Source organism: Actinoplanes sp. NPDC048796 (assembly GCF_040650035.1).
Lineage (GTDB): Bacteria > Actinomycetota > Actinomycetes > Mycobacteriales > Micromonosporaceae > Actinoplanes.
This window is the reverse complement of the sequence record NZ_JBEZGO010000008.1, coordinates 198,741-217,774: the sequence shown is the minus strand read 5'-3', so window position 1 is coordinate 217,774 and position 19,034 is coordinate 198,741. Positions and strand designations below refer to the sequence as shown.

The window sequence follows — 19,034 nt, the reverse complement described above, 5'->3', positions numbered from 1 at the left end:
AGTGTGCGCACAACACATGTCTTTACCCCTCACCATATCTATTATTTCTACACTGCCCAGATCAAACCACATTTTTGCTCCACATGCCCCCCCCCCCCCCCCCCCCCGCCCGCCGCGACGCTGCTCACCCCCGGGCATGCAAAGTCGATCATCCGCGTTGACTCCCACCGCAGGGCCCGTGATTGGCTTCTCAATGAGAAAACTTGCGCGACAAGCAATCTTTGAGGATCCTTGTCGAGGGCAAGCAATGGAACAGGCACGCCAGGAGCCAGCGGTGACACAAGCAGTGGAGCGGTCCGCCGAGACCGCGGCGGAGGACGATCCGCCGGTCGCGCGCAGCCGCTGGGGCCGGCGACTGCGCCTGGCCGGGATCGTCGCGGTGCTGGTCCTGTTCGCCGTCGAGCTGGTGGTGGGCTGGTCGTCGCTGGCCGGCGCGCTGCGGCAGCTGCGGGCGCCCCACGTCGGCTGGCTCGCCCTGGCCACGCTGGCCGAGGTGGCGGCGATGGGCGCCTACGCCCGGATGCAGGGCCGGCTTCTCCGATCGGCCGGCGTACGGGCGTCGCACCTCGACAACGTCAAGCTGACGTACGCGGCCCACTCGCTCAACGAGACGCTGCCCGGCGGCGCCGCCTTCTCGACGCGGCTGAACTATCAGCAGATGCGCCGCTTCGGCGCCAGCCCGGCCATCGCCTCGTGGACCATCGCCCTCAGCGGCATCCTCTCGGCCTGTGCTCTGGCCGCGGTGACCGTCGGCAGCGCCCTCGCGGCCGGCGGCGGCGCCGACTGGTCCCACCTGGCCGCCCTGCTGGTCGCGACGATCCTGCTGATCCTGGGCGCCCGCCGCGTGGCGAAGCACCCCGAGTCGGCCGAGACCCTCATCCGCACGCCGCTGGCCGCCGTCAACCGGCTGCGCCGCCGCCCCGCCACCCACGGCCAGGACGGCATCCGCGACTTCCTGCAGCAGTTGCGGGCCGCCCGCCTGCGCCCCACCCACGGCGCCGCCGCCGCGATCCTGGCCGTGGCCAACTGGTTCCTGGACGCCGTCTGCCTCTGGCTCTGCTTCCGCGCGGTCGGCGAACAACCGGCCGGCCTGACAGCGGTGCTTTTGGCCTTCTGCGCCGCCATGGCCGCCGGCACCATCACCATCGTCCCGGGCGGTCTGGGCATCATCGACAGCGCCCTGATCCTGGGCCTGATGGCGGGCGGGGTCACCACCCCCGCCGCGGTGGCCACCGTCGTGCTGTACCGCATCATCAGCTTCGGCTTCATCATCGGCCTCGGCTGGCTCTCCTGGCTCCACATCCGCCGTACCACCCATCAGGCCCCGCTGCCCCTCACCGCGCCGCCGACCGTCCCGGCTCTCACCGCACCCGCCATCCCCGCCATCCCCGCCTTCGCCCTCGGCGCCGCGACGGAGGCCAGCGCCGTCGCGCTCTTCCCGACCGCGGCCAGCACGGCTCTCGTCCCGAACGCGCGAAGCCCCAGGAAAGCCGAGAACCCGGCCGCCCACCGGCTGCGCGCTTCCGGCCGGCGCCTCGCCCGCTCGCCGAAGACGAACTCCGCCAAAGCCACCACCTCCTTCGCGCCGGAGGGGAACGCCGCCAAAGCCACCGCGTCGCTCCGGCCGGAGCAGAACGCCGCCCGAGCCGACGCTCCCCGTCAGCGCCGGGCCACCGGCGCGGAGGTCGCGGGCGCTCCCTGTCCTTAAGGTTCGCCGAGCACGCGTAGAACGCCGGCGCACAGGGAAATGCAGCGGTCGATGAGTAACGACCGCCAAGCCCCCCTGATCGAGCCGCCCCGGCTGCGCACCGAGGAAGAGCGGCACGCCACCCGGCTCGAGCTGTTCTTCGACCTCGCCTATGTGCTCGTCGTGGCCCAGCTCGCGCATTCGTTCGCCGGCAACCTGAGTGTGGCCGGCGCCGCCACCTTCGCCGGGTTGCTCGTGGTGACCTGGTGGTCCTGGGTGACCACCACGCTCTACGCCAACCGGTTCGACACCAACGACGTCATCTACCGGCTCGCCAAGCTCGCCATGACCGGCGCCGTCGTCGGCATGGCCGCCTCCGCGCAGGGCGCCACCGGCGGCGACGGCGCCCGGTTCGCGGCCTGCTACCTCGCGACCCGGATCATCCTTCTTCTGCTGTACGTACGGGCGTACCGCCACGTGCCCGACGCCCGGCGGACGATCGCCATCTATCTGAGCGCCGCCGGCATCGCCGCCGTCCTGTGGGCGGTGTCCATCCCGGTCGAGGGCACGGCCCGGTACGTCCTGTGGGGCGCCGGCATCCTCGTCGAGGCCGTCGCGCCCCTGATCGCCACCCGGCTCGGCGACGACGTGCCCCTTCATCTCGACCACATGCCGGAGCGTTTCGGCCTCTTCGTGATCCTGGTGCTCGGCGAGTCGATCGCCTCCCTCGCCACCGGCGTGCACGACGCGCACTGGTCCGGCTCGTCGGTGCTGGCCGCCGCCGTCGCCTTCACCGCCGTGGCCGCCCTCTGGTGGGTCTACTTCGACCTCGGCGGCGCCGCCGGCAAGCGGCAGTTGATCGAGGATTCGGACGAGGACGAGGAGAGCGGGGTCGTCGACGCGTACATCTATGGTCATCTGCCGTTGATCGTCGGGCTGGCGATCGCGGCGGTGGGCATCGAGCAGTTCGTGGTGCACCCGGCCGGCGAGCTCGACATGGCCGGCCGGTGGGCGCTGCACGGCGGCGTGGCCCTCTACCTGATCGGCGTCACCGTGGTGATGATGGGAACATCGGGCCGCCTGCGCTCGGCCTGGCCGTGGCCGGCCGCCGTCATCCCGGTGATCGTGGGGCTCGGCTTCCTCGAGTCGCTCCAGCCCGTGCTGGCGGTCGGGGCGGTGACGCTCGTCCTGGTCGCGACCGTTCTCGCCGGCATTTACGAGCAGCGCCGGGGCGCCCTGCGCACGACCGAGACGTAACCGGGAACCGCCGCCGCGCGTTATCAGCGCACACGGGTCTCCCCACAACTCGAGGCGGGCGGATTGCGCGGTTTCGGTTCGTTCATCGCTGTCGTCACACTGTTCGTCGCGGTGCTGGCCCTGGGACGCGACTACTACGAGGTCACGTACGAGGACGGCCGTGGCGTGCACGCCGATTTCGGCAAGCAACCGGACCGGGACGAGCACCGTCAGGTCGAGCCCGATCCGCAGCCGACGCTGGGCGTCGTGAGACATCGGCCCGCGCGGACCGCCGTACCCAGGGAAACCGCAAGCGAACAACCCCAGATCGTCCCGGCGCCGTCGGAGACGACGGCGCAGCCGGCGGAATCGGCGGTGCCGACGCCGACCCCGGAGATCTCGGAGGACACCGGCGGAGAGACGGCCACCCCTGCCCCATAGAGGGGTGGCCGTCCGCCGGAGCTCAGAGCTGGTTCGACGCCTCGGTCAGCACCGAGCGCAGAATCTGCTCGATCTCCTGGAACTGCGCCTCGCCGGCGATCAGCGGCGGGGCGAGCTGGATCACCGGGTCGCCCCGGTCGTCGGCGCGGCAGTACAGGCCCGCGTCGAACAGCGCGTGCGAGAGGAAGCCGCGCAGCAGTCGCTCCGACTCCTGTTCGTTGAAGGTCTCTTTGGTGGCCTTGTCCTTGACCAGCTCGAGGCCGAAGAAGTAGCCGTCGCCGCGGACGTCACCGACGATCGGGAGATCGGTCAGGCGCTCGAGGTACGACCGGAACAGATCACTGTTGCGCCGGACGTGACCGTTGAGGTCCTCCCGCTCCATGATGTCGAGGTTGGCCAGCGCCACCGCCGAGCCGACCGGGTGGCCGCCGTAGGTGATGCCGTGCGCGAACCAGTTGGTGCCCTCGAGGAACGGCTCGGCCAGGCGCTCCGACGCGATCATCGCCCCGAGCGGCACGTACCCGCTGGTCAGCCCCTTGGCGACGGTGATGATGTCGGGCGTGTAGCCGTACTTGTGGCCGCCGAAGTACTCGCCGAGCCGGCCGAAGCCGCAGATCACGTCGTCGGAGACGAGCAGGACGTCGTACCGGTCGCAGATCTCGCGGACCCGCTGGAAGTATCCGGGCGGCGGCGGGAAGCAGCCGCCGGCGTTCTGCACCGGCTCGAGGAAGACCGCGGCGACCGTTTCGGGGCCTTCGAACTCGATCGCCTCGGCGATCCGGTCGGCGGCCCAGACACCGAACTGCTCCGGCGTCATGTTCTCGTCGGGGCGGCGGTAGTAGTTGGTGTTCGGCACGCGCATCGTCGACGGCACGAGCGGCTCGAAGTCCGCCTTGAGGGCCGGGATGCCGGTGATCGACAGGGCGCCCATCGAAGTGCCGTGATAGGCGATCGACCGCGAGATCACCTTGGTCTTGGTGGGCTTGCCGGTCCGCTTGAAGTACGAGCGGGCGAGCTTCCACGCCGACTCGACGGCCTCGGAGCCGCCGGTGGTGAAGAAGACCCGGTCGAGGTCGCCCGGGGTGAGGTCGGCGATGCGGTCGGCCAGCTCGACGGCCTTGGGGTGCGCGTACGACCAGATCGGGAAATAGGCGAGCTCGCCGGCCTGCTTGGCGGCGGCCTCGGCCAGCTCCTGCCGTCCGTGGCCGGTCTGCACGACGAACAGGGCGGACAGTCCGTCTAGGTACTTGCGACCGGTGGAGTCCCAGACGTAGCAGCCGTCGCCGCGCACGATCATCGGGATGTCGGCCTTCTGGTAGCTCGACAGCCGGGTGAAGTGCATCCACAGGTGGTCTTTGGCGTCGCCGGCCAGCTTCTCGTAGTCGGGTGACTGGAGGTCGGTCAAGGGGTGCTCCTTAAAAGCTCTGCTCGAGCAGGGTGAGGCCGCGGTCGAGCTCGTCGTCGGAAATGATCAGGGGCGGCAGAAGCCGGATGACGTTGCCGTACGTGCCGCAGGTGAGCAGCAGAAGCCCGAGCTCGTGGGCCTTGCGCTGCACCGCCGCGGTGGTGACCGGGTCGGGGTTCCCGCTCTCGCCGACCAGCTCGAGCGCGAGCATCGCGCCCCGGCCGCGGATCTCGCCGATCACCGGGTGCTTGGCGGCCAGCGCCTCGAGGCGGGGCCGGGCCACGGCCTCGACGTGCCGGGCGGCGGCGGCCAGGTCGAGCTCCCGCATGGTCTCGATCGAGGCGAGGGCGGCGGCACAGGCGATCGGATTTCCGCCGTACGTGCCGCCGAGGCCCCCGGGGTGCACGGCGTCCATGATCTCGGCCCGGCCGGTGACCGCGGCCAGCGGAAGCCCGCCCGCGATGCCCTTGGCCGTGGTGATCAGATCGGGGACGACGCCCTCGTGCTCGCTGGCGAACCACGAGCCCGTACGGCAGAAACCGGTCTGGATCTCATCGGCGATGAACACGGCGCCGGCCTGCTTGCTCCAGTCGGCCAGCGCCGGCAGAAACCCCTCGGCCGGTACGACGAAGCCGCCCTCACCCTGAATGGGCTCGATCAGCACGGCGGCGACGTTCACCGCGCCCACGGTCTTCTCGATCTGCCCGATGGCGTACGCGGCGGCCTCGGCGCCGTCACGGCCGTCGCGGAACGGATACGACATCTGGACCCGGTAGATCTCACCGGCGAAAGGACCAAACCCTTGCTTGTACGGCATGACCTTCGCCGTGAGGGCCATCGTGAGGTTCGTCCGCCCGTGGTAGGCGTGGTCGAACACGACGACCGCCTGCCGCCCGGTGGCGTGGCGGGCGATCTTCACCGCGTTCTCCACCGCCTCGGCGCCGGAGTTGAACAGCGCCGACCGCTTCTCGAAGTCGCCCGGGGTGAGCGCGGCCAGCTCCTCGCAGACCGCCACGTACTGCTCGTACGGCGCGATCATGAAGCACGTGTGGGTGAAGCGCTCGACCTGGCGCTTGACCGCCTCGACCACCTTGGGCGCGGAGTTGCCCACATTGGTGACGGCGATGCCGGCGGCGAAGTCGATCCACTCGCGGCCCTCGACGTCGGTCAGGGTGCCGCCCGCGGCGGTGTCGACGTACGACGGGATCATGCTGCTGACCCCGCGCGCGACGACCGCGGAACGGCGCCGGTGCAGATCGGCCGAGCTTGGCATGCTTTCAACTCCTTCAGGCTTAGAGCCTGGATCATTTCACTGATTCCGTGGTGAACGGAAGCCCCGACAACTATTTCCGTGTTACATCTCTGGGTACGCTGCGCCGGTGCTCCCCTTCTACGTCGCCGGTCGCCCGGCCACCAGCAATGAAGTCCTGACGGTCCGCAATCCCTTGTCCGGCAGCGTCGTCGGCTCCACCTCCTACGCCTCTGAGTCACAGGTCGAGGAGGCGGTCGCGGCCGCCTCCCGGGTGCCGCTCGATCTGACCGCGGCCGACCGCGCCGCCGCCCTCGACGAGATCAGCCGCCAGCTTTCCGCCCGCGCGGCGGAAATCGCCGCCCTGATCACCGCCGAGAACGGCAAACCGGCCAAGTGGGCCGCGGCCGAGGTGAACCGGGCGGTGTCGACGTTCCGCTGGGCGGCCGAGGAGGCCCGGCGCTTCTCCGGCGACCTGCAGCGCCTGGACACCGATCCGGCCGCGGCCGGGCGGATCGCGCTCGTACGCCGTGTGCCGCGCGGCCCGGTCCTGGGCATCGCGCCGTTCAACTTCCCGCTGAACCTGGTCGCCCACAAGGTCGCCCCCGCGCTGGCGGTCGGCACCCCGATCATCGTGAAGCCGGCCCCCGCCACTCCCCTGACGGCCCTGCTGCTGGGCGAGATCATGGCGGGCCTGGACCTACCGCCGGGCATGTTCTCGGTCCTGCCGGTGCCGAACGACCGCATGCCGTCACTGGTCGCCGACCCGCGCCTGCCGGTGGTGTCCTTCACCGGCAGCGGCCCGGTAGGCGCCCAGATCCGGGCCGCGGTGCCGGCGAAGCACGTCACCTTGGAACTGGGCGGCAACGCGGCGGCCCTGGTGGCGGCCGACTGGGACGATCTGGACCACGCGGCCCAGCGCATCGCGACGTTCGGCAACTACCAGGCCGGCCAGAGCTGCATAGCGGTCCAGCGGGTCTTCGTCCACGCCCGGCACCGGGAGGCGTTCACGGCGAAACTGGTGGCGGCGGTGGAAGCCCTGGACGTGGCGGCCGAGGTAGGCCCGGTGATCGACAACCGGGCAGCGGACCGCATCGAGCAGTGGATCGAGGAAGCGGTCACGAAGGGCGCCCGAATCCTGACCGGCGGCACCCGCGAGGGAACAACAGTCACCCCGACGGTCCTGACCGACGTGCCGGCGGACGCCAAGGTGAACGCCGAGGAGGTCTTCGGCCCGGTCCTGGTGGTAACAGCGGTCGACTCGGACGAGGAGGGCCTGGCGGCCATCAACGCCTCGGCGTACGGCTTGCAGGCCGGCGTCTTCACCCGCCGTCTGGACCTGGCCTTCACCGCCCACCGCCGCCTCCAGGTGGGCGGCGTCATCATCGGCGACGTCCCCAGCTTCCGGGCCGACCAGATGCCCTACGGCGGCGTGAAGGGCAGCGGCTCGGGCCGCGAGGGGGTGGCCAGCGCGATGGAGGACTACACGGAACCGCGAGTCATGGTGCTCACTGGGGTGGATCTCTGACCGCTCCCCATGGCCGGGTGGCTGAACTTCGCCGCCCGGCCCGCTCCGCCGGCCGGTTTAGCCGCGCTTATTTCCGGCTCACGCCGGCTGGTTAGCCGCGCCTATTTCCGGCACACGCCGGCCGGTTTAGCCGCGCACTATTTCCGGCACACGCCGGCCGGTTTAGCCGCGCACTATTTCCGGCACACGCCGGCCGGTTTAGCCGCGCACTATTTCCGGCTCACGCGGCCGGGTGGTTCCACCTCGTCCAGCCCACCATGCGCCGCTTCGCTTCGCCTCGACTCCCAACTCACGGCGGCCGGGTGGTTCCGCTTCGAATGCCACGGCCCACTCGCGCGGCCTTGCGCTTGGTTGCCCGGCTCCCGCTCGGGCATTTCACACCGCCCCCATTGAAACCGTATCGCTCGAAGACCGGCGACAGCAGTCGCTGCGGCATGGGCATCTGAATTTGGCATGATCGACAAATAGTCGCGGATAGATTTACCGCGCCCTCGGCGGGATAATTGGTCATGCGGTACCAGCAGATCGGCTTATTCTCCCGCAAGCAGATGTCCGCCATGACCGACCGCACCCTTTCGCGCAAGTGGTCACCCGAAAAGGATGCGGACCGCCGCGAACTCGACCGCCGGCGCCAGTGGGGCCTGGCACAGCGCCACGGCTTCAAGCTGCTCCGCCTACGCCTCGAGGAGCGCGACCGCTTGGCCCGCGCGGAAGCCGACACCCACCGGCAGCCGCCAGCACCACCCTCGCCCCCGCAGCTCGAAACGCCACCCCCGGCGCTCCAGCCCGACGCCCCACCGTCGGCGCCTAAGCCCAGAGCCCAACCGCCGACGCCTAAGCCCGAAGCACCAGAGTTGGCGCCGCAACCTCGAACGCCACCGCCGGCGCAGTCCCAAGCACACCATCGGCGGCCCGCCCAACCTCAGCTTTCCACCACGCGGCCGCAGCCACGAACAACAGCTCAGATACTTCGACCAACTCCAGCTCAGACACTTCCACCGACTCCACCTGAAACACAGCCACCAACTCCAGCCCAGGCACTTACACCGACTTCAGCCCAGACAGTTCCACCGAATTCAGTCCAGGCACGGCCGCGAGTAGCGATTCAGGCCAAGCCGTACCGCGCAGCGAAGGCAGGACCGCGCCGTGCCATTAAAGTAGAGTCCCACTCCGCGATAGAAACGGAGCCGCGCACGACAGTAAAGAAAGGGCTACGCCCGGGAGCGCAAAGGCCGCCACGACCGCAACGCCCGACAGGGCGACCACCCATCCAGGCTTTTCACAGGTCGACGCATCAAAACCCTGGCGGTGATCCCTGCATTTCTGCCGAGCATACCCGATCTGTTCTTATGTACCGAATCCGAAGGGGAACTCGGGCCGCCCGAAATATGCTCCCATCGCGGCTTCTCAATTGGCGCGGACTCTTAAACCTTCGACGATCAATTGGAGGAGGCGCTCGCGCTCCTCGAGCTCGGGGGCCGCCTCGGAAGTCCAGGCCACGGCGTTGACCAAGGCGAAGAGCTCGCGCGCCGTCAAGTCTGGGCGGATTTTCCCGGACTTCTGAGCGCTGGCCAGCAGTGCTCCCGCGGCGTTGCGCATCGCGTCGCATGAGGAGTGGAGGGGGGAATCCGCGTCGGCCAGGGTGGCCATGATCGAGGCGGGGAGGCCCTGGTAGGCGCCGGCTCCGTAGGCGAACTCGATCAGCCAGGTTTCGAGAGCCTTGCCGGGCTCGTGCTGTTCGGCCAGGGCGGCGGCGCGCAGAGTCAGGTGGTCGAAGCGGCGGCGCATCAGCTGATCGAGCAGCGCGTCGCGGGTGGGGAAATGGCGGTAGAGGGTTCCGAGGCCCACCTCGGCGCGCCGTGCGACGTCGCGCAGCGACGCCTGGGTGCCCTGCTCACGCACCACCACGCGGGCCACGTCGATGATCCGCTCTCGATTGCGCCGCGCGTCCGCCCGAAGCTCCCCCACAACGGGAGCTTAACGGCGACGCCTGCCCGGCTATAGGCGAAAAATCGGAAATGCGAGCGTGAGTACGGCTGGAGGAGGCCACCACACGGGTACACCCACACCGAAGACCCTGCTGGACTGGCCAGCACGCAGCAAGCCCGGCGGCGACAACGAGCAGGGGTTCGGCGACGCGGCCATCCCCGCACGGCAGCAGCGCGCAGCGGGTACGCGCGCGGAGAAACCCGACGGCCGCAGCGCATCGAGGTCCGCGCACGGAGAAAACCCGACGGCCACAGCGCGCAACAAGGTCCGCGCACGGAGAAAACCCGACGGCCACAGCGCGCAACAAGGTCCGCGCGCAAACAGAACCCGACGGCAGCAACGCGCAACGGGGCTCGCGCGGACAGACTTCTACGGCGGCAACGCGCAGCAAAAGAACGGCGCAGGGAGGGCGATGCCGTGAAGGGCGGTTCAGCAAGGCTGTAGCGGAAAGAGCCACGGCGGCGCCAAGGCCAGGCGGGCCAAGCGGAACGCAACGTTGGTAAGGCGGAACGTCGCTCCGGCGGGCCAAGGATGGAGGCCCGCGCAGCTGGCCGGCGCGGCGCCCTCCCAGATCCGGCAGGTAAGGACGGATGCCTCGCAGCTGGCCAGCGCGGCGCCCAGGTCCGGCAGGTAAGGACGGATGCCTCGCAGCTGGCCGGCGCGGCGCCCAGGTCCGGCAGGCCGAAAGGTGCCCAGGACCGGTAGGGGCCAAAAGGCAGCCAGGACCGCGAGGACAGAAAGGCAGCCAGGACCAGGGGCCGAAAGGCAGCAAGGCCAGGCAGCCGAAAGGCAGCCAGGACACCGCGCGGCCGAAACGGTCCGGGGCGGTGATCCGGAAGGGGCGGCGGGGCTGGTCGTGGGCGAGGGCTGGGCCCCCGCCCACGGTGGGTCAGTTCTTGTTGGTGTTTCGGCGGGCTCGGATGTTCGTGACGACCGCGAAGAGGACGCCCACGGCGAAGATCAGGGTGCCCATGACGTTGACCTGGGGTGGGATTCCGACGCGGGTGGCGCCCCAGATGAACAGCGGGAACGTTTGGGTGGTGCCGGCCGTGAAGTTGGTGACGATGAAGTCGTCGATGGACAGGGCGAACGCCAGCAGCACGCCCGAGAAGACGGCGGGGAGGATGATCGGGAAGGTGACCTTCCAGAACGTCACCCAGGGGGTTGCTCCCAGGTCGGCCGCGGCCTCCTCGACCGAGCGGTCCAGGGTCATCACGCGGGCTCGGACCACCGTGGCCACGAACGAGATGGAGAACATCACGTGGGCGATGGTGATGGTGACCGCGCCCAGGCCCACCTGGAGGGAGGCGAACAGGGTCAGCAGGGAGGCGCCCATGATCAGTTCGGGGGACGAGATGGTGGCGAACATGATCAGGTTGAGGGAGCCGGAGCCTCGGAAGCGGTAGCGGCCCAGGGCGTAGCCGATGCCGGTGCCCAGGGCGGCGGCCAGCAGGCTGCTCACGATCGCGATGAGGATCGAGTTGATCAGGGCCTGGGTGAGGTTCGAGAGTTCGAACAGGCGGCCGTACCACTTGAACGTGAAGCCGACCCACTCCTGGTTGTAGCGGCCGGGGGTGTCGTTGAAGCCGAACGCGATCATGACCGCGATGGGGAGCACGAGCCAGGCGATGATCACCCAGACGTACGCGTGCATGAAGCCGGTGCCGGTGATGCGCCGCCGCGGTTTCACGGCGGGCGCGGCCGAAGCGGGCGCCTCGCGGGAAAGGAGCGTTGTCATCGCGCGGCCACCTTCATGACGTCCTCGGTGCCGAGCATCCGGGCGTACAGGAAGACGCCGATCAGCAGCACCGCCATCAGCACGAACGAGAGCGCCGAGGCCGTCGGATAGTCGGAGTTGACCAGGTACTGGGCCTGGATGACCTGGCCGATCATGGTGGTGCCGGCGCTGCCCAGCACGGCCGAGTTGACGTAGTCGGAGCTGGCCGGGACGAATGTCATGAGCACGCCGGCGAAGACGCCGGGCAGGGCCAGTGGGAAGATCACCTTGCGGAACGTGGTGGCCGGGTCGGCGTACAGGTCGCGGGCCGCCTCGACCACGCGCGGGTCGATGCGCTCGAGCGCCACGTAGATCGGCAGCACCATGAACGGCAGGAAGTTGTAGACCAGGCCGCCGATCACCGCGTACGACGTACCCAGGATGTGGAACGAGTCGCCGACCAGGCCCACCGAACGAAGCGGGCTGACCACCGGGCCCTCGTCGGCCAGGATCTGCCCCCACGAGATCGTCCGCAGCACGAACGACACGAAGAACGGCAGGAGCAGCAGGAAGAGGTACGTCGACTTGCGCTTGCCGCCGTGGAAGGCGATCCAGTACGCCACCGGGAAGGCCAGCGCGATCAGGATGATGGTCGCGACGGCGCCGTAGATCAGCGAACGGAAGATCTGCGTCTGGTACGACGTGATCGCGTCCACATAGGTCTGCCAGTGGCCGGTGAAGCGGTAACCGTTCACGATGTCGCCCTCCTGGAGGGAGAGCGACAACATCGTGACCATCGGCACCGCGAAGAAAATCAACAGCCAGATTCCGCCGGGAAGAACCAGCAGATAGGGCGCGAGCTGCCGTTTTACGCGGTTTTTCATGTCATCCCAGCACGATAGGTTCGAAGGTCTTCTGGAACTTCTGCTGCTCGGCGACCGACTCGAACGCCACGTAGTAGTGCAGCTTGGCGTACTCGGCGGCGGTCGGGAACACGAGCTTGCTGTTGGCGACGGCCAGCGCCGCGTCCTTGTCCTCGCCGGTCAGCTTGCCGGCGTCGGCACGCATCTGGGCCTGGGCGCCCGGTACCGGGCACACGTAGTTGATGTAGTTGGCCAGCGACGCCGCGGTCGGAACCTCGTAGAAGTAGTCCATCAGCATGAGGGCGTCGACCGGGTTCTCGGCCGTGACCGGGATGGTCATGTTGTCGGTCCAGATCGTGCCGCCCTCCTCGGGGATCACGAACCGGAAGTCGCTGCCGTCGGAGAGATTCTTCTGGAAGATGTCGCCGGACCAGGCCTGGGTGATCCAGACATCGCCGTTGCCGAGGGCCTCGACGTAGCTCTGGTCGTAGTACTTGCGGACGAGGGGCTTCTGCTCCTTCAGCTTGGCCGCCGCCTTCTGCCAGTCCTCGGCCGTGGACTTGGCCGGGTCGGCCCCGATCGCCAGCAGGCCGAAGTTGCCGAGCTCCTGAATGTCGGAGAACATCCCGATCTTGCCTTTGAAGGCCGGGTCCCACAGGTCGGAGAGCTTGGTGATGTCCCGCTTGGTCTTCGACCGGTCGTAGGCGATGCCGGTCATGCCGGAGGCCCACGGGATGCTGTACTGGTTGCCCGGGTCGAACGCCTCCTTCTTGTACGCCTCGCCGGCGTTCTTGGTGAAGTTCGGCAGCTTCGCCAAGTCGAGGGGGGCCAGGAAGCCCGAGTCGCGGAACTGCGTGAACTGGAAGCTGTTGGTGATGACCATCAGGTCGTAGTCGATGGACTGACCGGCCGAGAGCTGCGGCTGCACCTTGGCGAACCAGGGGCCCATCTCCTGGATGACCTCGTCGTACTTGACCGTGATGCCGGTCTTGGCGGTGAACGCCTTGAGCTCGGGCTGCTTCGGGTCCATGTAGAGCGGCCAGCCCGCGAAGCGGAGCTTGTTGTTCTTGACCTTGCCGTTCCAGAACTGCGCCACGGCGTCGGGGGCGGCGCTCGCCGAGTTCGACGTGCCCTTGCCCTGCACCCCGCAGGCGGCCAGGGCGGCGCCGGAGGCGGCCAGACCGGAGAGCTTCAGCGCGTCACGACGCCCGAGCCGCCGGCTGGTGAGACCGCGGAGCAGGGAGGGGTCGGAAAAGTTCGGCGCGGACATATCAGACTCCGATCATGTATGAATGCTGGGGGGCCCAGGTCAGATAGACGCGGTCGCCGCGATCGGCAAGATCGTCGGCGTTGGAGGCATTTTGATCGAAGACAGTAAAGTCCGCACCGGCCGCTGTGGCTACGGTGTAATTCGTTGAGGTTCCGTGATAAACGACTTCGGTGACTGTGCCGGAGAGCACACTGCCGCCGGTCGCCGTCACCGGCGGGACGCCACGGTGTAGGTCGATCTTCTCGGGCCGGACCGAGACCTCGACCTGGTCCCCCGGGCCCACCTGACCCTCCACCGGCACGACGACCCGGTCCTGAGCCGTGTACGAGAGCAGCCCCAGTCCATTCTCGACACGATCCACGCGGCCGTCGACGATGTTCGAGGTGCCGATGAAGCCGGCCACGAACCGGGTGGCGGGCTTCTCGTAGATCTCCCGCGGCGAGCCCAGCTGCTCGATGACGCCCGCGTGCATGACCGCGATGCGGTCCGACATGGTCAGTGCCTCGCCCTGGTCGTGGGTGACGTAGACGAAGGTGATGCCGACCTCGCGCTGGATGCGCTTGAGCTCGATCTGCATCTGCTGGCGCAGCTTGAGGTCGAGCGCGCCCAGCGGCTCGTCCAGCAGCAGCGCCCGCGGGCGGTTGACCAGGGCCCGGGCCAGCGCCACGCGCTGCTGCTGGCCGCCGGACATCTCCCGCGGCGAGCGCTTCTCCATGCCGGTCAGCGACACGATCTCGAGGATCTCGCCGACCCGGCGCTTGATCTCGTCCTTGCCGGTCTTCTTCCGTTCCAGGCCGAAAGCCACGTTCTGGTACGTGTTCAGGTGCGGGAAGAGCGCGTACGACTGGAACACCATGTTGACGTCGCGCTTGTTGGCCGAGACCCGGGTGACGTCCTTGCCGTCGAGGAACACCGTGCCGGCGGTCGGCTCCTCGAAGCCGGCGATCATGCGCATCGTCGTGGTCTTGCCGCACCCGGACGGGCCCAGCAGCGAGAAGAACTCACCCTGGGCGATCGCCAGGTCGGTCCGCTTGACCGCGGGAACGGTCTCGCCGTGCGACAGATAGTTCTTGAGCACGCCGGCGAACTCGATCGCCGGCGTGCCGGCCGCGGGCGCTGTCGCCCGGGGACGGGCCACGCTGTGCTGGGGGGTGGTCATGGCGTTCCTCTTCGCGGTGGGGTGGCGTTTGGTGCGGTGGAGAAAGTCAGCCCAGATAGCTCATGACGTGCTTGATTCGGGTGTACTCCTCGAACCCGTACATGGATAGGTCCTTGCCGTAGCCCGAGTGCCCGAAGCCGCCGTGCGGCATCTCCGAGACGAAGGGCAGGTGGGTGTTGATCCAGACGGCGCCGAAGTCGAGACGCCGCGAGACGCGCATGGCACGGCCGTGGTTCTGCGTCCAGACGCTGGCGCTCAGGCCGAATCGCACGTCGTTCGCCCAGCGGACGGCGTTGTCCTCGTCGTCGAACTCTTGAACGGTGATGACCGGGCCGAAAACCTCGTCCTGGATCATCTCATCACGCTGCTTCAGTCCAGACACGACAGTCGGCTCGAGGAAGTACCCGCGGTCGCCGACGCGCTTGCCGCCGGCCACGATCGAGGCGTGCTCGGGCGTACGGTCGAGGAAGCCCTGGACCCGGGCCAGCTGGCCGGCGTTGTTGACCGGGCCGAAGAACGCGCCGGGGTCGGACGGGGCGCCGACCTTGGTGTCGCGCGCGGCCTGGGCCAGCGCGGCGGTGAAGTCGCTCGCGATCCGTCCCTGCACCAGCACGCGGGTGGCCGCCGTGCAGTCCTGTCCGGCGTTGAAGTAGCCGGCGCCGGCGATGGCGGCCGCGGTGGCCTCGATGTCGGCGTCGTCGAAGACGATGACCGGGGCCTTGCCGCCCAGCTCGAGGTGGGCCCGCTTGAGGTCGGCCGCGGCCGAGACCGCGACCTCCATGCCGGCCCGGGTCGAGCCGGTGATCGAGACCAGCTGCGGGGTGGGGTGGGCGACCACGGCCCGGCCGGTGTCCCGGTCGCCGCAGACCACGTTGAGCACGCCCGGCGGCAGGAACTCGGCGGCGATCTCGGCCAGCAGCAGGGTGCTGACCGGGGTGGTGTCGGAGGGCTTGAGGACGACCGCGTTGCCGGCCGCGACGGCCGGCGCGAACTTCCACACGGCCATGACCATCGGATAGTTCCACGGGGTGATCTGCGCGCACACGCCGATCGGCTCGCGCCGCACGTACGACGTGTGGTCGCGCAGATACTCCCCCGCGGACTTGCCTTCCAGGTTGCGCGCCGCGCCCGCGAAGAAGCGCAGCTCGTCGACCATCGGGCCGATCTCCTCCTGCCGGGTGGCCTCGACCGGCTTGCCGGTGTTGCGGCACTCGGCGGCGATCAGTTCATCGGCCCGCGCCTCCACGGCGTCGGCGATCTTCAGCAGGGCCCGCTGCCGTTCGGCCGGGGTGGCGTCCCGCCAGATCTCGAATCCCTTGCCGGCGGCGGCCATGGCCGCGTCGACGTCCTGGGCCGAGGAGACCGGCGCGAGCGCGTATGCCTCCCCGGTGCTGGGGTCGATCACCTGGGAGGTGACCCCGTCAACGTTGCCGGTGTGGGTCCCACCGACGAAGTTGCGCAGAACGGGCAGAGCGGCGCTCACTGAATAAGACCTCCGGGAAAGGCGCTGTGACAGCTCCCACACGAATCGACGTGAGGGACCTTGACACATGCGGCGGACTGAAGACAAGGGAATCCGAAGTAATTTCCAAGCCTGAAACGGAAATCGTGGTTCCGCGGCCGATAAAGCTACGTAATCCGGGGTTAGCCTCGGCAATACCTGTCGGCCACCGAGAGCGCCTCGTCGAGGATCGAAAGACCCTCTTCAACCTCCGCCACGCTCACCGTGCACGGCGGCGCGACGTGCACCCGGTTGAAGTGGGTGAACGGCCAGAGACCTCGCTCCTTGCAGGCCGCGGCAAGCTCGTTCATCGGGGCGGCCGCCGCGCCGGTCGCGTTGAACGGCACCAGCGGCTCCCGGGTCTCCCGATCCCGGACGAGCTCGATCGCCCAGAAGACGCCCAGGCCACGGACCTCGCCGATGCTCGGGTGCTTGGCGGCCAGCGCGGCCAGCCCGGGCGCGATCACGTCGTCGCCGATGGCGCGGGCGTGCTCGACGATCCCCTCCTCCTTGAAGATCTCGATCGAGGCGACCGCGGAGGCGCAGGCGAGCGGGTGCCCCGAGTAGGTCAGGCCGCCCGGGAACGGGCGCTCGCGGAACGTCTCGGCGATCTCGTCCGAGATGACCACGCCACCGAGCGGCAGATAGCCCGAGTTGACCCCCTTGGCGAAGGTGATCAGGTCGGGTGTGACGCCCCAGCGGTCGACCGCGAACCACTCGCCGCACCGGCCGAAACCGGCCATCACCTCGTCGGCGATGAAGACGATCCCGAACTCGTCGCAGAGCGCCCGTACGCCGGCCAGGTAGCCGGGCGGCGGCACGAGGATGCCGTTGGTGCCGACCACGGTTTCGACGAGGACGGCGGCGACGGTCGACGCGCCCTCGAAGACGATCGTGTCCCGCAGGTGCGCGAGGGCCCGGGACGTCTCCTCCTCGGGTGTCGAGGAGTAGAAGGGCGAGCGGTACGGGTACGGGCCCCAGAAGTGCACGACGCCGATCGCGGTGGGCTCGTTGGCCCAGCGCCGCGGGTCGCCGGTCGCGGTGATCGCGGTGGAGGTCGAGCCGTGGTAGCTGCGGTACATCGACAGCACCTTGTGCCGGCCGGTGTGGCCGCGGGCCAGGCGCACGGCGTTCTCGTTGGCCTCGGCGCCGCCGTTGGTGAAGAACACCTTGTTGAGCGGGCCGGGGGCGAGCTCGCTGATCAGCCGGGCCGCCTCGCCGCGCTTGTCGTTGGCGAAGGCGGGCTGGATCGTGCAGAGTGTGGCCGCCTGCTCCTGGATCGCCGCCACCAGCCGGGGGTGCTGGTGTCCGATGTTGACATTGACCAGCTGCGACGAGAAGTCCAGATATCTCGTGTTCTCGTAGTCCCAGAAGTAGGAGCCGGAAGCGCCCGCGACAGGCATGGGGTTGATGAGCCCCTGCGCGGACCAGGAGTGGAAGACGTGGGCGCGGTCGTCCGCGCGGACAAGCTCGGCGGTCATCGGTTCGTGGGGAAGCCGAGGTCGATGGAGGACGTTCCCGGGTCGGGCCACCGGGACGTCACCACCTTGGAACGGGTGAAGAAGTGGATGCCGTCCGGCCCGTACATGTGGGTGTCGCCGAAGAGCGACGCCTTCCACCCGCCGAACGAGTAGTAGGCGACCGGCACCGGGATCGGCACGTTGACGCCGACCATGCCCGCGTTCACGTCGAACTGGAACTGCCGGGCCGCGCCGCCGTCCCGCGTGAAGATGGCGGTGCCGTTGCCGTACTCATTATTGTTGATCAATTCAACAGCTTCGGTGTACGTCTTCGCGCGGACCACACAGAGCACCGGCCCGAAGATCTCGTCGGTGTAGACCTCCATGTCCGGCGTGACGTTGTCGAGCAGCGTGACACCGAGGAAGTAGCCGTCGCCCGGCACGTCCGCCTCGCGGCCGTCGGCGATCACCGTCGCGCCCGCCTCGACGCCCCGGGTCACGTAGCCCGCCACCTTGTCCCGGTGCTGGGCGCTGATCAGCGGGCCCATCTGCGACTCGGGGTCGGTACCGGCGCCGATCTTGAGCTTGGGCAGCCGGGCCGCGATCGCGTCGACCAGCGGGTCGGCCGCGTCGCCGACCGCCACCACCACCGAGACGGCCATGCAGCGCTCGCCGGCCGAGCCGTAGGCGGCGTTCACCGCGGCGTCGGCGGCCGCGTCGATCTCGGCATCCGGCAGCACGATCATGTGGTTCTTGGCGCCGCCCAGGGCCTGCACGCGCTTGCCCTGGCTGGTGCCGGTCTCGTAGATGTACTTGGCGATGGGCGTCGAGCCGACGAAGCTCACCGCGGCGATGTCCGGGTGCGTGAGCAGGGCGTTGACCGCCTCCGCGTCACCGTTGACGACGGTGAAGACGCCGTCCGGCAGCCCTGCCTGTTTCCACAGCTTGGCCAGGAACAGCGCGGCCGACGGGTCCTTCTCGCTCGGCTTGAGCACGAAGGCGTTGCCGGCGGCGATGGCCGTGGTGCACATCCACAGCGGCACCATGGCCGGGAAGTTGAACGGGGTGATGCCGGCGACGACACCGAGCGGCTGGCGGATCGAGTAGACGTCGACGCCGGTGGCCGCCTGCTCCGAGAAGGAGCCCTTCATCAGGTGCGGGATGCCGGTGGCGAACTCGGCGTTCTCCAGGCCGCGGGCCACCTCACCGGCGGCGTCGGACAGGACCTTGCCGTGCTCGCTGGTGATGATCGCGGCGAGGTCGCCCGAGTGCGCGGCGAGCAGTTCGCGGAACGTGAACAGGACGGCCGAGCGCTTCGAGAGCGAGGCCGTACGCCAGTCCTTGGCGGCGTCCTTCGCGGCGGCGACGGCCTCGGCGACCTCGGCGGCCGAGGCGAGGTCGACCTCGGCCGTCTGCTCGCCGGTGGCGGGGTTGAAGACCGGGCCGACCCGGCCGGACGTGCCGGCGCGCTCGGCGCCTCCGATCCAGTGCGCGATACGAATCATGAGCGGAGATTACGTAACACCTCT

Annotated in this window: 14 protein-coding genes; 4 read left to right on the top strand and 10 right to left on the bottom strand. The window is 69.0% G+C overall.

Translation table 11 applies throughout. The features are described 5' to 3' along the window. Nucleotides 1-274 precede the first annotated feature (274 nt). The 3 genes from AB0C26_RS30250 (at nucleotide 275) to AB0C26_RS30240 (ending at nucleotide 3,364) form a co-directional block, all read left to right on the top strand. Nucleotides 275-1,708 carry a flippase-like domain-containing protein gene (locus AB0C26_RS30250; RefSeq protein WP_360254394.1) on the top strand — a complete coding sequence of 478 codons (1,434 nt, stop codon included), beginning with the start codon at nucleotides 275-277 and terminating at the stop codon, nucleotides 1,706-1,708. A 51-nt stretch (nucleotides 1,709-1,759) separates the two neighbouring features. Continuing rightward, complete coding sequence (locus AB0C26_RS30245) at nucleotides 1,760-2,944, top strand: low temperature requirement protein A (RefSeq protein WP_360254392.1); 1,185 nt, start codon at nucleotides 1,760-1,762, stop codon at nucleotides 2,942-2,944. A 63-nt stretch (nucleotides 2,945-3,007) separates the two neighbouring features. Then, nucleotides 3,008-3,364, top strand: a complete 357-nt coding sequence (locus AB0C26_RS30240) for a hypothetical protein (protein WP_360254390.1) — start codon at nucleotides 3,008-3,010, stop codon at nucleotides 3,362-3,364. Between the two features lie 22 nt (nucleotides 3,365-3,386). Here the strand turns inward: AB0C26_RS30240 and AB0C26_RS30235 are convergent, their stop codons facing one another. Next, the gene (locus tag AB0C26_RS30235) at nucleotides 3,387-4,769 is read right to left on the bottom strand and encodes an aspartate aminotransferase family protein (RefSeq protein WP_360254388.1); all 1,383 of its coding nucleotides are present in this window, start codon (nucleotides 4,767-4,769) and stop codon (nucleotides 3,387-3,389) included. Nucleotides 4,770-4,779: 10 nt separating this feature from the next. Beyond that, nucleotides 4,780-6,042 carry a 4-aminobutyrate--2-oxoglutarate transaminase gene (gabT, locus tag AB0C26_RS30230; RefSeq protein ID WP_360254386.1) on the bottom strand — a complete coding sequence of 421 codons (1,263 nt, stop codon included), beginning with the start codon at nucleotides 6,040-6,042 and terminating at the stop codon, nucleotides 4,780-4,782. A gap of 106 nt (nucleotides 6,043-6,148) precedes the next feature. On the opposite strand from gabT, the gene AB0C26_RS30225 reads away from it, so the two are divergent. Further along, nucleotides 6,149-7,546 (top strand): aldehyde dehydrogenase family protein, encoded by a 1,398-nt coding sequence (locus AB0C26_RS30225; RefSeq protein WP_360254384.1) that lies wholly within the window; start codon nucleotides 6,149-6,151, stop codon nucleotides 7,544-7,546. Nucleotides 7,547-8,953: 1,407 nt separating this feature from the next. Here the strand turns inward: AB0C26_RS30225 and AB0C26_RS30220 are convergent. From AB0C26_RS30220 to AB0C26_RS30185, 8 genes are all read right to left on the bottom strand, one after another. After that, the gene (locus tag AB0C26_RS30220; RefSeq protein ID WP_360254382.1) at nucleotides 8,954-9,514 is read right to left on the bottom strand and encodes a helix-turn-helix domain-containing protein; all 561 of its coding nucleotides are present in this window, start codon (nucleotides 9,512-9,514) and stop codon (nucleotides 8,954-8,956) included. Between the two features lie 910 nt (nucleotides 9,515-10,424). Beyond that, nucleotides 10,425-11,273, bottom strand: a complete 849-nt coding sequence (locus tag AB0C26_RS30215; RefSeq protein WP_360254380.1) for an ABC transporter permease — start codon at nucleotides 11,271-11,273, stop codon at nucleotides 10,425-10,427. Beyond that, a complete protein-coding gene (locus AB0C26_RS30210; protein WP_360254378.1) occupies nucleotides 11,270-12,136 on the bottom strand; it encodes an ABC transporter permease in 867 nt (288 codons plus the stop codon). Before AB0C26_RS30210 ends, AB0C26_RS30215 begins: the two co-directional genes overlap by 4 nt. 1 nt (nucleotide 12,137) lies before the next feature. Continuing rightward, complete coding sequence (locus AB0C26_RS30205) at nucleotides 12,138-13,385, bottom strand: spermidine/putrescine ABC transporter substrate-binding protein (protein WP_360254376.1); 1,248 nt, start codon at nucleotides 13,383-13,385, stop codon at nucleotides 12,138-12,140. A 1-nt stretch (nucleotide 13,386) separates the two neighbouring features. Beyond that, nucleotides 13,387-14,544 carry an ABC transporter ATP-binding protein gene (locus AB0C26_RS30200; RefSeq protein WP_360254374.1) on the bottom strand — a complete coding sequence of 386 codons (1,158 nt, stop codon included), beginning with the start codon at nucleotides 14,542-14,544 and terminating at the stop codon, nucleotides 13,387-13,389. 46 nt (nucleotides 14,545-14,590) lie between these two features. Beyond that, nucleotides 14,591-16,015 carry a gamma-aminobutyraldehyde dehydrogenase gene (locus AB0C26_RS30195; RefSeq protein ID WP_360254780.1) on the bottom strand — a complete coding sequence of 475 codons (1,425 nt, stop codon included), beginning with the start codon at nucleotides 16,013-16,015 and terminating at the stop codon, nucleotides 14,591-14,593. A 173-nt stretch (nucleotides 16,016-16,188) separates the two neighbouring features. Then, nucleotides 16,189-17,526: an aspartate aminotransferase family protein gene (locus tag AB0C26_RS30190; RefSeq protein WP_360254372.1), complete on the bottom strand. Its 1,338-nt coding sequence runs from the start codon at nucleotides 17,524-17,526 to the stop codon at nucleotides 16,189-16,191. Continuing rightward, nucleotides 17,523-19,010, bottom strand: a complete 1,488-nt coding sequence (locus tag AB0C26_RS30185; RefSeq protein ID WP_360254370.1) for a CoA-acylating methylmalonate-semialdehyde dehydrogenase — start codon at nucleotides 19,008-19,010, stop codon at nucleotides 17,523-17,525. The genes AB0C26_RS30190 and AB0C26_RS30185 overlap by 4 nt, the downstream gene beginning before the upstream one ends. Between the last annotated feature and the right edge of the window lie 24 nt (nucleotides 19,011-19,034).